Annotated in this window: 11 protein-coding genes; 4 read left to right on the top strand and 7 right to left on the bottom strand. The window is 62.1% G+C overall.

The genetic code is table 11. From position 1 onward, the window contains the following. Positions 1 to 24 precede the first annotated feature (24 nt). Genes tssM through tssA form a run of 4 tightly spaced genes read left to right on the top strand, consistent with a single transcriptional unit; the run spans position 25 to position 6764 of the window. Positions 25 to 3921, top strand: a complete 3897-nt coding sequence (tssM, locus tag SKZ59_RS23380; protein WP_219330397.1) for a type VI secretion system membrane subunit TssM — start codon at positions 25 to 27, stop codon at positions 3919 to 3921. Beyond that, positions 3918 to 4898, top strand: a complete 981-nt coding sequence (gene tagF, locus SKZ59_RS23375; RefSeq protein ID WP_034754871.1) for a type VI secretion system-associated protein TagF — start codon at positions 3918 to 3920, stop codon at positions 4896 to 4898. Before tssM ends, tagF begins: the two co-directional genes overlap by 4 nt. Before the next feature lie 2 nt (positions 4899 to 4900). After that, positions 4901 to 5695 carry an OmpA family protein gene (locus SKZ59_RS23370; protein WP_319993074.1) on the top strand — a complete coding sequence of 265 codons (795 nt, stop codon included), beginning with the start codon at positions 4901 to 4903 and terminating at the stop codon, positions 5693 to 5695. A 19-nt stretch (positions 5696 to 5714) separates the two neighbouring features. Further along, complete coding sequence (tssA, locus tag SKZ59_RS23365; protein WP_319993073.1) at positions 5715 to 6764, top strand: type VI secretion system protein TssA; 1050 nt, start codon at positions 5715 to 5717, stop codon at positions 6762 to 6764. 59 nt (positions 6765 to 6823) lie between these two features. Here the strand turns inward: tssA and SKZ59_RS23360 are convergent, their stop codons facing one another. The 7 genes from SKZ59_RS23360 to tssH form a co-directional block, all read right to left on the bottom strand. Beyond that, a complete protein-coding gene (locus SKZ59_RS23360) occupies positions 6824 to 8974 on the bottom strand; it encodes a phospholipase effector Tle1 domain-containing protein (protein ID WP_319993072.1) in 2151 nt (716 codons plus the stop codon). A 31-nt stretch (positions 8975 to 9005) separates the two neighbouring features. After that, positions 9006 to 9503, bottom strand: a complete 498-nt coding sequence (locus SKZ59_RS23355) for a DUF3304 domain-containing protein (protein WP_139143539.1) — start codon at positions 9501 to 9503, stop codon at positions 9006 to 9008. Positions 9504 to 9556: 53 nt separating this feature from the next. Further along, on the bottom strand, positions 9557 to 10057 hold the full coding sequence (locus SKZ59_RS23350; RefSeq protein ID WP_319993071.1) for a DUF3304 domain-containing protein: 501 nt from the start codon (positions 10055 to 10057) through the stop codon (positions 9557 to 9559). Positions 10058 to 10130: 73 nt separating this feature from the next. Continuing rightward, positions 10131 to 10598 carry a hypothetical protein gene (locus SKZ59_RS23345; RefSeq protein WP_319993070.1) on the bottom strand — a complete coding sequence of 156 codons (468 nt, stop codon included), beginning with the start codon at positions 10596 to 10598 and terminating at the stop codon, positions 10131 to 10133. After that, positions 10588 to 11511 (bottom strand): DUF4123 domain-containing protein, encoded by a 924-nt coding sequence (locus SKZ59_RS23340; RefSeq protein WP_319993069.1) that lies wholly within the window; start codon positions 11509 to 11511, stop codon positions 10588 to 10590. The genes SKZ59_RS23345 and SKZ59_RS23340 overlap by 11 nt, the downstream gene beginning before the upstream one ends. Beyond that, entirely contained in the window at positions 11508 to 14309 is a 2802-nt protein-coding gene (locus SKZ59_RS23335) for a type VI secretion system Vgr family protein (protein ID WP_319993068.1), read from the bottom strand. Before SKZ59_RS23335 ends, SKZ59_RS23340 begins: the two co-directional genes overlap by 4 nt. A gap of 134 nt (positions 14310 to 14443) precedes the next feature. After that, a complete protein-coding gene (tssH, locus tag SKZ59_RS23330) occupies positions 14444 to 17116 on the bottom strand; it encodes a type VI secretion system ATPase TssH (RefSeq protein ID WP_319993067.1) in 2673 nt (890 codons plus the stop codon). Positions 17117 to 17132: the final 16 nt, after the last annotated feature.

Here is a 17132-nt window from a genome sequence, read left to right as displayed (position 1 = left end):
CAACCTCTCGCCCCTCATACTATGATGCAACGATTCTGGCATTCCATTACTACCCGTTTCAGCCTGTTCGCCATCGGCTTCGTGGCGCTGGCCGCGCTGCTGGCCAGTTGCGCCATCATCTTCGAATGGCCGCTGGTATGGATCGTGCCGCCGCTGGCGCTGGTCCTGCTGATCGCCAGCGCGGTATGGTGGCTGCAGCGCAGGCGCCGCCAGCGCGATGCCGCACGGTTCGGCGGCATGCTGGAACAGCAGACGGCTGGCGCGGCGCCCAAGGCGGGCCCTACCCAGCGCGAGGAGACCGAAACCATCCGCAAGCGCATGCTCGAAGCGATCGGCACCATCAAGACGTCCAAGCTGGGCCAGCTGTCAGGTGACGCGGCCCTGTATGAGCTGCCCTGGTATATGGTCATCGGCAATCCGGCGGCCGGCAAGAGCACGGCGATCGCCAATTCCGGCCTGCAGTTTCCTTTTGCCGACAGCAAGATCGTGCAAGGCATCGGCGGCACCCGCAATTGCGACTGGTTCTTCACCACCGACGGCATCCTGCTCGACACGGCGGGCCGCTATTCCGTCAACGACGAAGACCGCGCCGAATGGTTCGGCTTCCTGGCGCTATTGAAAAAACACCGCAAGCGCGCGCCGATCAACGGCATCATCATCGCCGTCAGCATTGCCGAACTGACTGGCAGCCGGCCCGAATTCGCCATCAATCTGGCCAAGAACCTGCGCCAGCGGGTGCAGGAACTGACGGAAAAGCTGGAAGTGCACGCGCCCGTCTACGTGGTGTTCACCAAGGCCGACCTGATTACCGGTTTCAACGAATTCTTCCAGGACACGGAACGGGGCGAACGCGACCGGGTATGGGGCGCCACCCTGCCCTACAGCCAGACCAGTTCCAAACAGGACGTACTGGAGCAGTTCGACCAGCGTTTCGACGAACTGTATGACGGCCTGAAAGAGCTGAGCCTGGCCAGCATGGCGCTGCAGCAGCAGGAACGCATGCCGCCGGGCGTGTTCACCTTCCCGCTCGAGTTCAGCGCGATCAAGGGTTCGCTGCGCGCCTTCATCGCCACCCTGTTCGAGGAAAACCCGTTCCAGTTCAAGCCCGTCATGCGCGGCTTCTATTTCACCAGCGCGTTGCAGGAAGGCATGTCGGTATCGGCCTCGTCGGAACGCGTGGCGCAGCGCTTCGATTTGAAATTGCAACCGCAGCAACAGAACGCGGTGCAGGACCAGCACGGCTATTTCCTGCTCAATCTGTTCCGCAAGGTGATCTTCGCCGACAGGGAGCTGGTCGCCCAGTACGCCAGTCCAGCCAAGACCCGCCTGCGCTACGCCACTTTCTTTGCCGCCACCGCGCTGGTGGGCCTGGCGCTGGCCGGCTGGAGCTGGTCCTACATGGCCAACCGCCAGCTGGTGGCCAACGTGCAGGCCGACCTGGACCAGGCGATCAAGGTGCAGGACAAGCGGCTTGACCTGCAATCGCGTTTCGAAGCGCTGGAAATCATGCAGGACCGGATCGAGCAGCTCGATGCCTACCGCAACAGCCGGCCCATCTCGCTGGGCCTGGGCCTGTATCAGGGGGAACTGCTGGAACGCAAACTGCGCGAAGAATATTTCTCGGGTGTGCGTGAAGTGATGCTGACCCCGGTCGCGCAATCGCTGGAAGCCTTCCTGGCCGAGGTCAATGCCGGCGCCAGCCGCTTGCAGCCGATGGCCAGCACGCCGCAGTCGGGCGCGGTGTCAGCCGGCGCGGCCGCTACCCTGCCCGCGCCAGCCGGCACCCTGGCCGCACCGGTGGCCGCCACGCCGACGCCAGCCCTGGCCAGCGCCCCTGCCGCCGCACCGCCAGCCACGGCGGCCGCCGTCAACCTCGGCGCACAGCAGTTCAAGGACGCCTCGCCGGCCAATGTGGAAGACGCCTATAACGCCCTGAAAACCTATCTGATGCTGAGCGACAAGTCGCGCGCCGAAGCGAGCCACCTGAATGACCAGCTGACCCGTTTCTGGCGGGTCTGGCTCGACAGCAACCGCGGCAGCATGCCGCGCGAACAGATGATACGCAGCGCCGAGCGCATGATTTCGTTCTACCTCACCCAGATCAACGACCCGTCCTGGCCGCAGGTCGACAGCAAGCTGGCGCTGGTCGACCAGTCGCGCGACAGCCTGCGCCGCGTGGTGCGGGGCATGCCGGCCCGCGAGCGCGTGTACGCCGACGTCAAGGCGCGCGCCGCCACGCGCTTCGCCTCGATGACGGTGGCCCGCATTGTCGGCGAGCAGGACAAGGAACTGGTGCTGGGGAGCTACGCCATTCCCGGCACGTTTACACGCGACGCCTGGGAACAATTCATCCAGCAAGCCTTCCAGGAAGCGGCCAACCGCGAACTGCAAAGCGCCGACTGGGTGCTGAAAACGGCGTCGAAGGACGACCTGACCCTCGAAGGCAGCCCGGAGCAGATCCAGAAAGCGCTGGTCGAACTGTATAAAACGGACTACGCCAAGGAATGGCAGAAATTCATCCAGGGCGTCAGCATCCGCGAGTTGAACGGCTTCGACAACGCGGCGGCGGCCATGAACCGGCTCGGCGATCCGCAAACCTCGCCGATCAACAAGCTGATCGAAACGGTGTACAAGGAAACCTCGTGGGACAACCCCTCGCTGCTGGGCCAGGGCTTGCAGCGGGCCCAGCGCGGCATGATGGGCTGGTTCAAGGAAACCATCCTGCGCCAGAAACCGTCCGGCATCAACGTCAACATCGGCAGCGGCGCGCCCGCCGCCGGCGCCTTGCCGATGGGGCCGGTGGGCCGCGAGTTTTCCGGTGTGGCCCGCCTGGTGGTGACCAAGGACAAAGACGCTTCGCTGATGCGCGGCTACATGGACGCGCTGTCGAAGCTGCGCGCCCGCTTCAACCAGATCAAGAACCAGGGCGATACGGGCCCCGGCGCCAAACAGTTCATGCAGCAGACGCTGGACGGCACCGGTTCGGAACTGGCCGATGCGCTCAAATACGTGGATGAACAGATGCTGACCGGCATGACCGATGCGCAAAAGCAGGCCATCCGGCCGCTGCTGGTACGCCCGCTGATGCAGACGTTCGCCGTCATCATCAAGCCGACCGAGACGGAAATCAACAAGGTCTGGCTGGCGCAGGTGCTCGAACCGTTCCAGAAAACCCTGGCGCCCAAGTATCCGTTTGCGCCCGCCTCGGGTAGCGAGGCCAGCAATGCCGACATCGGCCAGGTGTTCGGGCCGGAAGGCAGCATCGCCAAGTTCTTCAATACCACCATCGGCCCGCTGGTGGTGCGCCGTGGCGATTCGCTCAGCGCCAAGACCTGGGCCAACATGGGCATCGGCCTGGCGCCGTCCGTGGTGGCCAGCTTCCCCGGCTGGATCGCTCCGCTCAGCGCCAACGGCGTGGCCACGGCGGCCGGCGCCGGCGAAGCGCAGACCCGTTTCGACCTGCAGGCGCTGGCCGCCACCGGCGCCACCGAGTACACGATCGAGATCGACGGCCAGGCGCTGCGCTGGCGCGGCCAGCCGCAGCCATGGATCCATATGGTCTGGCCGAATCCGCAAGGTACGCCCGGCGCGCGCATCAGCGCCATCACGCCGGAAGGCCGCACGGTCGTGTTGCTCAACGAGCCTGGCCATTTCGGCCTGAAGAAAATGATCGATTCTGCCAAGCGCAAGCGCAAGGATGGCGGCGTATTCGAACTGAGCTGGGAAAACAGCGGCGTGAGCGTGGCGGCCAACCTGAAGATCGTCGCCACCCCGGCGCCGGTTGCGGCACCGGCCACCGCCTCGGGTGCCGCGGGCTTCCGCGGCCTGAAGCTGCCGGAAATCGTGGCCCAAAGCGTTCCGGCCGTCAACACTCCCGCGCCGGCAGGCGCCACCGCGGCCAATGCCGCCGTCGCGCCATGAACCGCACCACCGCCACCCCGATCGGCTATTTCGGCAAACTGCCCAGCCGCGGCGACTTCGTCAAGGCCAGCGACAACCCGGCCCTGCTAAAGATCCTCGACGACTGGCTGGCGCAGGCGATGGACCTGCTCAGCGCCGACGCACGCTGGAAGCTGACCTACGATGCGCTGCCGCCCATGCATTTCGCCTTTATCGGCCCGCGCCGTGGGCGCGCCATCGCCGGCCATATCGCCGCCAGCAGCGATGCCTCGTCGCGCCGTTTTCCCTTCCTGATGATGAGCACCATGGAGGTGGACCAGCCGGCCGCGTTTGTCGCCAACAGTCCGCTGGTGCTATCGCGCCTGTGGAACCGTTTCGAGGCGCTCAGCAACGACATGCGCGGCCCCGATGCCGGCAACGCGCTGCACGCGGCCAGCCATGCCAGCATCGACCTCGACCTGCGCGCCGCCGCCTATGAAGCCACCTTCAACGACTTCCTCGACATGCAGACCGTGGGCGAACTCGACGCGCTGCTGGCGCCCACCGGTTTCACGGGCACCGTGCGGCAGGTGCTGCTGGCGCTAGGCCTGCTGCTGCAGCCGGTGATGGCCAGCAGTTCCAGCCGGCTGGAGAAAAGCCTCGAATTGCCGCTGCCGGCCGACCCGCTGTACCGCAACATGGTGGCGGCGTTCTGGATGCACCTGATCACGCCGTTCCTGGCGCGCGCCGACTTCGAGCTGGCGCTGTTCATCACCCGGCTGCGCGGCCGCCAGACGCTGGTGCTGGGATTTTCCGGCGCGTCAGCGCAGACCCTGCATGTGCTGATGAACCCGCAAGCGGCGCTCGATCACCATATCGCCTTCGACGACCTGGACTGGGTAGAGGAACAGGTCGGCAGCGACTATGCGATCAAGAAAGTGTCGACCTATCTGGCGCAAGCCAACCTCTCGCTCAAATCGGCGCACGATTCCTTGCGTGCCGCCTTTATCGGAACCTGACCATGCGCCTATCCCGTATCGTTCTCTTCCTCGGCATGGCGCTGGCCGCCCTGTCCGCTTCGGCGCAAGCGCCCACCTCGATACCCACAGCCGCCACGCCGCAGCCAGGCCAGGTGCTGGCCGCCGGCACCGTGCCCGACGAAGCGAGCAAGGCCGCCGTGCTGGTGCGCCTGCGCGAGCTGTACGGCGCCGACAAGGTGGTCGACCAGATCGCCGTCGGCCAGGTGGTGCTGCCCGCCAACTGGAACGCGTATGTGCAAAAGCTGCTGTCGCCCAACCTCAAGCAGATCAGCCGCGGCCAGCTGAAAATCGACGGCAGTGTCGTCAGCGTGCGCGGCGAAGTGGCGAACGAGGCGCAGCGGCAAAAAATCGCCAGCGATATCGCCACCAGCCTCAACCCTACCTACACCGTCAACAATGGCCTGCGCGTGTCGGCCAGCGAGCAAGGCGTGCTCGACACAACCCTGGCCAACCGCACGATCGAGTTTGAAAGCGGCAAGGCCACCTTGACGCCGTCGGGCCGCGCCATCCTCGACGAAATGGCGGCCGCCATGCAAAAGCTGGCCGGCCGCAAGGTCGAGATCATCGGCCATACCGACAATCAGGGCTTACGCGCCAGTAACCAGAGCCTGAGCCAGGCGCGAGCCGAGGCCGTCAAATTCTATCTGGCATCGAAAGGCATTCACGGCGACCTGCTGACGGCGTCGGGCCAGGGCTCCGACCGGCCGATCGCCAGCAATGACACGGCGGACGGGCGCGCCCGCAACCGGCGCATTGAATTTCGCATGGCGCAATAACCATCCATCAGAGGACCACATGTTTTCAGCCGAACAGTTATTACTTCCGATCAGCAATGAACAACCGGCAGGCGTGGACCTGGCGTTCTCGCCTGAACTCGACGCTATCACGTTGGCGCGCAAGTTCGACGACCCCACGCTCGACCAGGGCGAATGGGTTGCCGACCTGAAGGAGGCCGACTGGGACTTCGTCGTGCGCAGCTGCGCCGGCCTGCTTGCCGGCAGCAGCAAGGATCTGCGCCTGGCCGTCTGGCTGACCGAAGCGGGCACCAAGCGCCACCACCTGCGCGGCATGGCCGAAGGCTTGCTGGTGCTGGCGGGGCTGTGCGAAAAATTCTGGGACCGGGGCCTGTTCCCCGAAGCCGAGAACGGCGACCAGGAGCAGCGCATCGGCAACCTCAGCTGGATACTCTCGCGCATCCCGGCGCTGCTGCGCGAAGTGCCCATCACGGGCGGCCCGGGCGGCGCTTTTTCCACCATCGATTTCGAGACCGCGCGGCGCCAGGCCGCCCCGGGGGATTCCGCCAGGCAGCATGAGGGCGTCAAGCTGTCCGATATGGAAGCGGCGCGGCGCAACAACTCGGCCGCCTTTTGCGCCAGTTTCGCCGTCGACGCGCAAGATTGCCTGGAAGCGCTGCGCAAGCTTGAAAGAGTCGTCGACGCCCGCCTGGGCAACGACAGCCCAGCCTTTTCCACGGCACGCGAAGCCGTCGAAGCGATGCTGCGCGTAATGCCCTCCAGTGCCGGCGTGGCGCCCGCCGCGCCCGCCGCTGCGGCGGATGGCGGTGTGGCCATGGCTGAAAGCGCGATGGCGCCGGCCGTGCCGGCGATCCCGGCCGGACCGCCAGGCACCATCACTACGCGTGCACAGGCGATCGAGCAACTACGCGCCGTGGCGCAATTTTTCCGCCGCAGCGAACCGCACAGCCCCGTCTCCTATTTTGCCGACAAGGCCGCCAATGCGGCCGACCAGGATTTGCACAGCTGGTTGCGTTCGGTGGTCAAGGATGCCGGTTCGCTGGCGCATATTGAAGAGCTGCTGGGTGTGCAACCGCCCGGCAATGGCTAATATCCATGCCTCTGGCGGTGCCTCTGCCGCCGCCAGAGGCGGCTGTACCTGACTCCGTCTTATTTCGTTTTTTCCCGGTCTTGCTCGATCCAGCGCTTTTTCAGCTGCTCCAGCAACTCGGCCTCTGCATTCGCGTACTTCAAAATGACTTTTTTTTCTGCCTCATAATAAAGCCGGGCTTCCTGGCTGGCTTGCTGCATGGAATTTTTCGCGGTTTTGACTGCGTGGTTCAATTTCTTTTCCGCCTCCACCCCGGCATCGTGCACGTCGTGACCGGCGCGGGTGGCGCCATCGACGATCATCCGGCTCGTTTCCCTGTACGTTTCCACCGCCTGCCGTTCCAGCCGCTTTTCGGCCTCGGACACCGCCCGCGCGGTGGCAGCGATCTTTCTGCGCGCCACCCGGTAGGTGCTGACGGTGTAGCCATACAGCTTCTGGAAGTAGGTCACGGCCGCATCGCCCGCTGCCTTGACGGCCTTCAGCGATTCATTGGCGATATTCGACATGTTCGAATAATCATCGCTTTGCACGAAAACGTGGCGGAAGCGGCCATAGCCGCCGGTCAGCCATACCGGCTCGTGCTTGCCCAGGATGCGAAAGCCGGCGCGCGAATCGTGCACATAATCCTCAAACAGCGTGACGCAGCCAGCCGGCGGCTGCGCGCCTTCCGTCATGATTTTCAAAAACCGCTCTTCCCAGTCGCTTAACGGGTCTTTTCCTTCTTCGACAAACAGCATGCCAGCCGGGCTGACGCGATGCAAGACCGTCTTGGCGCGTTCATTGAGCCATCCCGACAAGGTCGCGTTGGCATTCTTTCGTTCGCGCCAGGAGCGCAGATATACCCCCAGATCGCTATCGGCCTCCAGCAAGTCTTTCTGGCCCGGCTTATCCGACTCCTTGAAAAAGCGCTTGGTCTTCAATTGCGCTGTTCCCTGCGCGTGCAACATGCCGCGCCAGCGCAGATATTGTTTTGTATGCGCCTCGGTAAAGGTCTTCACGTCTGCGCCCTTGATGCCGTTATGCGTCAGCCAGTTGTTGTAGGAGGCGATCAGTCTTGGGTCGGTGGAAAAAGACTTTCGAACAGCAACACGCTGTTTTTCGTTCATTTCTTTGATCGTCAATAACGGCACTCCCGCTTTGAGGGCGGCGAAATGCATGTCGATCAACGGTATCTGCGACAAGTGAGGTGAGGGCCCCCAGGCCGGCATGGATCGGCCCTGCTCTCCCGGGTAATAACCGCCGCCCACATCGGAATGCATGCCGGGATATCCTACATTACCCCGTCCAGTTGCCGATTCCAACGGAAAACTCGCGCGCTGTTCATGCAGAGCAATAAAGTGGGCACATTCTTCGACTACTGGATGGATGCTCTGCGTTCCATCTCCCCAAGCCATATGACCAAAGGTGACTGGTGTCACATCACCCACACCTACTGCCGCAACGGTATCAAAAATTCCCAGGAAACCTATCCGAATGGGTACGCCGGCAAGCTCAAATGCGCCATTTTCCCGTTCAAATATCTGATGCAGCCAATGTGCACTGGCACGCGCTTCGGCCGCGCCACGGGAAAAACCGAAAATGGAAACATTAATTTGCTTTACCTTGCGCTGATGGGTTTTTACGACCTTTGCAAGACGCTCTTCCAGAGCGGTCAACATTGCCCAGCGCCGCACGCCCTCTTTACCCAGCAGCATCTGAGAACTCATCAAGTTAACCAGCACCCGCTGTGTGTCGGACTCAATTAAGTTGGAGCCGGTCAAGTATGAATGCACTGCATTGAACAGCGAGGTAATGCCCCAGTTTATTCTATCGGCGCCCATATAGCCAAATCCACCGCCAGCATTATCGGTAAGGGCTGAAATAGTGTCACCAATAGCAGCAAACGGAGTTCCTACACCTGGCATATAGACACTAAAATATCCATTTCTCTCTTGCTCAAGATGCGCATCCCACAACTTGGCAACGTTGCTGTGCTTGTTCCGTTGCCGCTGTGTAAGATTTTTCGGATTGACAACGGGATCAACCTGCCTCCACGCAGCATTATTTCCGCTCCCATCATAAAACAGACCGATATAAACTTGCCCTTGGCATTCAGTTTTGTGAGGTGATCTAACACATGCCATGGCTTTTGCACGTTGTGACGATTCTTTTGCCGTGAGCCTGCGACGCCCATCCAAGGGGGCTTTACGTCCAGTATAAATAATAGACATTATATAAGCTCCATGAACAATTTTTTTGGAATTACTCCCATATAATCTCCAATGGCACACCTGGCTCAAGCTCTGCCTCCTTGCCTGAGAGTGGATACTTTCTGTGCCCTAATGCATATTTAGTTACAAATACCTTATAATTTCCATTGTGCAGAAAATGTACTATAAATCTTCCAGCATCGCTTGAGACATACTTAGGCACTGGGACGGTTTTTTCCACACTAATTTCTTTTCCATTTTTTATGGTACTCATGCGGATTGTTGCCGTCATTCCCGGCTGCCATACTGCTGGAATTGCAAGACAACAAGTGTATCCGCCGCCACCGGAACCCGCATCGAGATAACCGACCTCCACTTCAGACCCTGTCGACAAGGTCACTAAGTAACCCCCAATCCCATGTTCGGTATGATTATATCCACTTACATTGACTGGCAACATCATCTTTCCCTTGCCACAAGCCATATTTGAAAACAAAAGAAACCCACATAAAAGGACACAATAAAATCGTTTTCCCAATAAATTCATCATAACCTCTCAAGAATAAAAATAATTCATCGCAAATAACATTCATATCAGAAAAATTATTCCCAAATTATCTCAAGCGGCTCGCCTTGCTGCAATTCAGCTTCTTTTCCATAAAGAGGATATTTTCGATGTCCCAGCAGGTATCTGGTCACAAATACTTTATAACTTCCATTGTGCAGAAAATGTACAATGAACATCCCAGCATCGCCAGCAGTGTACTTTGGCACCGGAACACTTTCTTCCACATGAATTTCTTTGCCATTTTCTATTGAACTCATGATGATATTTGCAGTCATTCCCGGACGCCATATTGTCGGCAGGGAAAGGCAGCAAGTCATCCCTCCTCCACCTTTTCCAGGAGCAAGGAATCCGGCTTCCACCCTTGACCCATTTGATAGCGTCACGACATATCCACCGATTCCATTCTCGGTATGATTGTAGGCGCTCAAATTGACTGTCAAGTCCATTTTTTCCTTGCCACATGCCGTATTTGAAAATGCCATAAAAATACATAAAAATACATTGATTAAATTTCTTGGAAATAGCCTTTTTATCATCTGAGTTCCTGAAATTCATTGACCAAATACATCCCGAGATTGAAATGAAAATTACATCAACCTTAGATGTAACTTATCCCTTGGGTTCATACGCCTCCCACAGCGGCGGCCCCGCTTCCCAAACGGATTTCGGCAACGCTTGCAGCGCGTCGTAAAAAGCGTCCAGCGATGCGGGTGGGTTTTTCATGAATTCAACAAACAAGGGCTGTTCCATTGCCTTGCCAGAGGTGTACAGCGCCAGCAAGACATATTGCGTTTGCCGGTCGAGGTCATCGATCCCGGCATCGAGCGCGCGCTGCTGGTATTTCGCGACAAAGGCGTTCAGGACGCGCGGCGGCGTATCATTGGTTTCATCGGTGATCACGCGCCGCAAATGGCTGACCAGGTTGGCGGTGTCGGCCGGTTTCAGCTTGGCGTGCTTGACGGCGCTTGACGCCTGCGGCGCGGCTTTTACCGCTGTCTGCGCTGCGACGTTGCCGCCGGCAATCACCAAGGCCAAACTCAGGCACAGCGCCAGCGCCGGGAGCCGGTCAAGCTTCAAGCTGAATGCCCCACAAGGGCGGGCCGGCTTCCCATACGTCGTCGGACAAGGCTTGCATGGCTTCATAGAAACTTTCGATAGAGGTGGGTGGGTCTTGCATCAGGGCGATGAAATCGGGGTGTTCGATGCCGGCGCCGGAGGTGTACAGGGCCAACAGCAGGTATTGCGTCTGGCGGTCCAGGTCGTCGATGCCGGCGGCCAGCGCGCGCTGCTGGTAGCGGGCAACGAATTCGTACAGCAGCCGGGGCGGGGTATCGTTGGTTTCGTCCGTGATCACCCGCCGTAAATGACTGATCAGCGTATCGGCGTCACCGGCATCGACCAGCATGCCGTATTGCGCATCGTCCAGGTGGATGAGCGGCGAGCCCATCAGCGCAACGTCCGGCGCAGCACCGGCGGTGACGACATCGAGCAGGACGGCAACGTCGCCAAAACGGTTGATGTACTGCAAGCTCAACAACCCAGCTACAAACTGCTCGCGCTGTAGCGGCTCCAGGCAGGCCAGCCAGACGGGCAGGATGCGCGTGTCGTACCAGCGCAGCATCATCTGCTGCTCGTCACTCAGGCCGACGGCGTGAAACTGGCGCAAATGCCGCGCCAGTTCGGGCAAGGGCCACGGACTTTCCATCCAGCTCAGGCAAGGTGCGCCATAACCGAGTTTTTCGGCCCAGTCGCAGACTTTCTCCAGCATGGCAGGCGCAAGGCCGGACAGCGATATCAGCAGCGGCGCGATCTCGGGCAGGCTTGCTTCATGGGTTTCCTCGAACAGCGAGGCATACGGCACTTTCCAGCGCTGCAGCGTCAGGTGGCTGTTTTCGGCCTGCGCACTGTCGAGCAGCAAATAAGGCAGGCGTTGCCGCCCAAGACTGGCCCGGACCCAGCCGTGCAATGCCGAAACGCTGCCGGGCGTCACCGCAGTACTCCCGCTGCACCCTGTTGCATGGCGCTCAAAATGCAGCTTTTACACGTGCTCGATGGCAGCGGCGGCATCACATACGGCGCGCGCGTGGGGCCGATAAAACTCTTCTTGCCTGCAAATACGGTGATCTTGCCCGGACACTGGATCGTGATGTTGCCGCCTTCGATCGTGATGTTGGCACCGCCCGCCGTCGACAAACGGATGCTTTTCAGCGCTGCCCAGTCGACATGCGCGTTGGCGCTGATGACGTTGACCTCGTCGCGCGCCTGGAGCCGCAAGGTATCGCCTTGCGCCTGCACGTCGATGGTGCCCTGGGCGGCGATCAGCTGCACCCCGGCATCACCCTCCCCGGCCTTCATCGCGCCGCCCAGCATGCCGATGGCCTGGCCCGTGTGCAAACGCCACTGGCCACCGCTGCTCCATTGCGTGTCCTGCCCGCTCATCAGGATGACGCTCTCGCCATTGGCCAGCTGCAGGTCTTGGCCGGCGATCAGGCCCAGGTCAGCCTTGGCGGCAATGGCGATCAGCGAGTCCTTGGTGTGCGGCAGTTGTTCATGCATGCCCGCCACGCTGGCCTGCATGGCTTTCAGGGGCGCCGCCTGCTCGTCGAGTTCGCTGGCATTGGGGGCGCTGGCGCCGACATGGCTGGCGTAGGCCACCGTTTGATGCGTTTGTGCGGCCTGGCTGAAGGTGTCGCCCAGCAGTACAGCCTGCTTCAACAATGCCATGCCACCGGCATTGTCGCCGGCCGGCTCGCGTTGCGCGGCCTCGTGCCTGAGCACATAGCTGCTCACCAGCAAGCCCGCCTTGGACCGCACCGCGCCATACGCATCGGTGCGCAGCTCGGCGCCCGCGCCGCGCAGGCTGCCCCGGTAATTGTCGGCGCCGTGGATCAAGTGGCCAAGAGTGAGTTCGCTGGCCGCATAGCTGCTTTTCAGTTGCACCCGGCCCTGGCTGTCCGTGTCGTCGAACAACAGCTGGTTGTAGCCCGCCGCTCCTCCCGCCTTGCCGAACTCCTTGCTGCGGATGCCCCATTGCGCGCTGGCATTGCGATGCGCCGCGCTGGCGCCAGCGGCGCCATGCCACAGCGGACTGTTGCCGCCCGCCACATTGCCCTGGCCCGCTACCGCGTGATCGTGTGCCGGCTGGAACACGCCGGCGTCGCCAGACTCGCCGCCAACACCGCCCGGGGTCGGTTTGCTTCCGCCCTCGCCCTGGCCGTTGTACAGCGCGCCGATGATGACGGGCCGGTCGATATCGTTTTCCAAAAATTGCACCAGCACTTCCTGGCCGATGCGCGGCAGGAACTGGCTGCCCATGCCGCCGCCGGCCGCGCGCTGCGCCACGCGCACCCAGCAGGTCGCGGCCGTTTCCTGTTGCCAGTGAAAGCGGATGCGCACCCGGCCCAGCCTGTCGCAATAGATTTCATCGGCGCCGCTGGCCGCGTCCTGGCCATCGGCTCCCACGACGATGGCGCTCTGGCTGCCCAGGGCCGTCGGCGTGGCATGCTGGCGCGCATCGTTGCCATACTGCAGCGGACGCCACGGCGTGCTTGCTGTGATCATCTCGATGCAGTTGGCATAACCGCTGGTTTGCGCCTGCGCGATCGCGGCGGCGGCATCGGGAAAACCGTCGCCCCACTGCGCCACGGTTTCCTCCAGCAATTCCGGTATCGGGCCGAACAGTTCCGCCAATCCCTCCAGTGCCGGCGCCGGCAGGTTGTTGACGCCGATGCTGGCCACGCGCAGCACGACATACTCGGGCGCCGCCCCACCGGCGGGCGGCAATGGTCCCTGCGTCAGGGTAAAACGCGTGCCGGCGCGCAGGGTGCGCACGGTCGAGCGCGCCTGCCACAGCTGCGCGCGCGCTTCATGCGCCTGCATCTGCAATTGCGCGTAGCGCTGCGCCTGGGCAGCGCTGGCGTACCAGTACTGGCCCGGCGTATCGTAGCTTTCCAGCACCGGCGCATGCTTGCCGCCAAGGGCCATGTTGGTCGGCACGCTGGCGGCCACGGCCTTTTTCGCCTTGTAGTCATAGCTGAGTACGCTGCTCAGGCCCACCTGCAGGCTGCGCCGCGCGCTCAAGGCCTGCACGCTGTCGCCGGGCTCGCCAACGCGCGCGCCATGAAAGCGCAAGCCGCCGCCTTGCGCGCTGCTGGCGTCCTCGGGCGTGGCGCACACCTGGCTGCTGTCGGCAAAGACGACCATGGTCTGACCGTCAAACCGCCAGGCCAGCCCTTCTTCCGTCAGCAGCCGGCGCACGAAATCGTAGTCCGATTCGCGGTACTGGCAGCAATAGCTGCGCTCGCCCGCTTCCTGCATGAAAGATGCCACCTCGTCGCTCCAGCGCCACAGCGCGTATGGCGCATACGCCTGCAAGACCTCGTCGACGATGGCCGTCACGCTCCTGTCTTGCCAGACGCGGCTGTTACGCGCCTGGGTCAGCATCCACAGCCATGGGGTGATGCGCAGCCGGTAGCGCGCCAGGCCGCCATTGCTGCCGAGCGTGGCGGCGGCGCTGATGCAGCCGGAAAATGGAGTGCGCGTGCCGTCCGCCAGGCTGATATGCAGGCTGGCCGGCTGGCCCAGCAGGGACGCCAGCGCCACATGGGCGCTGGTGGACAAGGCGATGATGTCGCGCGCGCCCACCTCCTGCAGCCGTTCGTCGGCGGCAAAGGCTTCGACCAGCAAGCCGCTGTCCGCATCCTCGCCGTAGGTCAACTCGTACAGCCGCGTGGCGCTCGTGAAAGCAGCCAGCGCGTCAGCAATCTTGTCGGTCGAGGTGGATGACATGCGCTTCCCGTCAGTCGTTTACTAAATTTTGCATATTTAACAATTATTGTAACGAGGAATTTATATCACCGGAGCGCGATTGAAACCGGGTGAACAGATTGCTCCCTCCTCTCCACGCACCATGGCGGCAGGACTTACTTGATGGTGTACTTGAACTGCCCCTGCTTGCTGGCGCTGACCTTGATTTTCGTAATCGCTGCGCCTTCGGCCATCTTGGCCAGCACCGACTCGGCGATCTCGGGCAGCACCGTGCCGTTGAGGATATTGTCGACATTGCGCGCGCCCGAATCGACTTCGGTGCAGCGCGCCAGCACGGCCTCGACCAGCGCCTCGTCGTGGCTGAATTCGGCCTTGTGATTGGCCGCGATGCGCTGGGCGATCTTGCCCAGTTTCAGGCCGATGATATTGACCAGCACATCGTCCGAGATCGGATAGAACGGGATCACTTTCAAGCGCCCCAAAAAGGCCGGCTTGAAGGTTTTCATCAGTTGCGGGCGAAGCTTTTCCTCCAGCTGCTCCGGCGCCGGCAGGTCTGGTGCCGCCACATTCAGGCAGGCCTGCATCAGGATGCTCGAGCCGACGTTCGAGGTGAGAATGATGATGGTGTTCTTAAAGTCGATCTCGCGCCCTTCGGCATCCTCCATCACGCCCTTGTCGAAGACCTGGAAGAACAGTTCGAGCACGTCCGGGTGGGCTTTTTCCACTTCGTCGAGCAGCACCACGCTGTAAGGGTTGCGCCGCACGGCCTCGGTCAGCACGCCGCCTTCGCCATAGCCGACATAGCCGGGCGGCGAGCCTTTCAGGCCCGATACGCTGTGCGCTTCCTGGTATTCGCTCATGTTGATGGTGATCAGCTTGCGTTCGCCGCCATACAGCACATCGGCCAGCGCCAGCGCCGTTTCCGTCTTGCCCACGCCGGACGGGCCGACGAACAGGAACACGCCCTTCGGCTTGTTCGGGTCGTCCAGGTTGGCGCGCGAGGTGCGCACGCGCTGCGCCACCGCTTCGATCGCATGCGACTGGCCCAGCACGCGCTCTTCCAGCATGTCCTTCAGTTTGAGCACCGTGCGGATTTCATCCTTGACCATTTTCCCCAGCGGGATGCCGGTCCAGCCGGCGACGATTTCCGCCACCACGTGGCCGTCGACCTGCACCGGCACCATCGGCGTTTCGCCCTGCAGCGCGCGCAAGTCCTTGAGCAGGGCCTGCAGATCGCCGGCCTGGCTGGCGTCCGGTTTGACGCCGGCGCTTTCCAGGTCCTGGCGCGCCGCCCTGACTTTTCCGGTCAGCGTCTTTTCGTTTTCCCAGCGCGCGGCCAGCGCCGCATGCTCGCCGGCGGCGGCGCTGCGCTGCTCACGCAAGTCTTTCAGACGCACCGGGTGGTTGCCGCCGCTCTTTTCCTCGCGCTCGAGCGTGGCGACTTCGGCGTCGATGCGGTCGAGCTTTTTGACCAGGTTTTCCAGCAGGGCCGGCGTCGCGTTCTGGCCCAGCGCCACCTTGGCGCAGGCCGTATCGAGCACGCTGATGGCCTTGTCGGGCAGCTGGCGTCCCATGATGTAGCGGTGCGACAGCCTTACCGCTTCGGTGATGGCTTCGTCATAGATGCGCACATTGAAATGCTTTTCCATCAGCGGCGCCATGCCGCGCAACATGGCGCAGGCCAGTTCCTCGCTCGGCTCCTCGATCTTGACGACCTGGAAGCGGCGCGCCAGCGCGGCGTCCTTTTCAAAATACTTCTTGTATTCACCCCAGGTGGTGGCGGCAATCGTGCGCAGCTCGCCGCGCGCCAATGCCGGCTTGAGCAGGTTGGCCGCGTCGTTCTGGCCGGCCGTGCCGCCGGCGCCGATCATGGTGTGCGCTTCGTCGATGAACAGGATGATGGCGTGCGGGCTTTTCTTGACTTCGTCGATGACGTTTTTCAGGCGGTTCTCGAACTCGCCCTTGACGCTGGCGCCGGCCTGCAGCAGGCCCATGTCCAGCGTATGGATCTCGACACCCTTCAACACATCGGGCACGTCGTCCTGCGCGATGCGCAGGGCCAGCCCTTCGACCACGGCCGTCTTGCCCACGCCCGCCTCGCCCGTCAGGATAGGATTGTTCTGGCGCCGCCGCATCAGGATATCGATGGCCTGGCGGATCTCCGCATCGCGGCCGATCACCGGATCGACCTTGCCGTCGCGCGCGCGCGCCGTCAGGTTGGTGGTGAACTGGTCCAGCGCCGGAGTTTTCGACGCGGCCGCGCGCCCTGCCAGTTCGCCGACGGGGTCTCCTCCTCCCTCGCCGCCCTCGCCAGCCTCGCCATCGGCAGCCGAAGCGCCTGCCGCCTCCTGCGAGCCTTGCGTGATCTTGTCGAGGTTATGCTTCAAGTCGTCGAGCTTGAATTTGTTGAACAGTTTCGAGCCCCGGTAAGCCAGCTGCGCCAATTCAGGGTCGGTCAGCAGCGCCTGCAGCAGATGCGCACTGCGGATGCTGGCCTGGCGGCCCGCCTGCACGTCGAGCGACGCGATCAGCCAGGCGTTTTCAAACAGCTTCGGCAGCCGGGGCGAAAACACGGGGGTGCGCGCATTGCCGGTCTGCAGGCGCGCCACTTCGGCCTGCAAGTCCGCTTCGAGCATGCTGACGCTGATGCCGCTGTGGCGGGCGATCAGCGCAAAGTCGCTGGCCGGCTGTTCCAGCAGGGCCAGGAACAGGTGTTCCAGGTCGACCTCGTATTGTCCGAGGCCGACGCAGATGCCGGCGGCGCGGGTGGCGGCGGTACGGCTGGTGTCATTGAGCTTGCTGATCAGCGTCTTGAGGTTGATGCTCATGGGGCAAAGGTCCTTG

This window comes from Janthinobacterium sp. GMG2, from assembly GCF_033949445.1.
Taxonomy (GTDB): domain Bacteria; phylum Pseudomonadota; class Gammaproteobacteria; order Burkholderiales; family Burkholderiaceae_D; genus Janthinobacterium; species Janthinobacterium aestuarii.
Note: the sequence above shows the minus strand (reverse complement) of the source record. Positions and strands in the feature narration are given on the sequence as shown.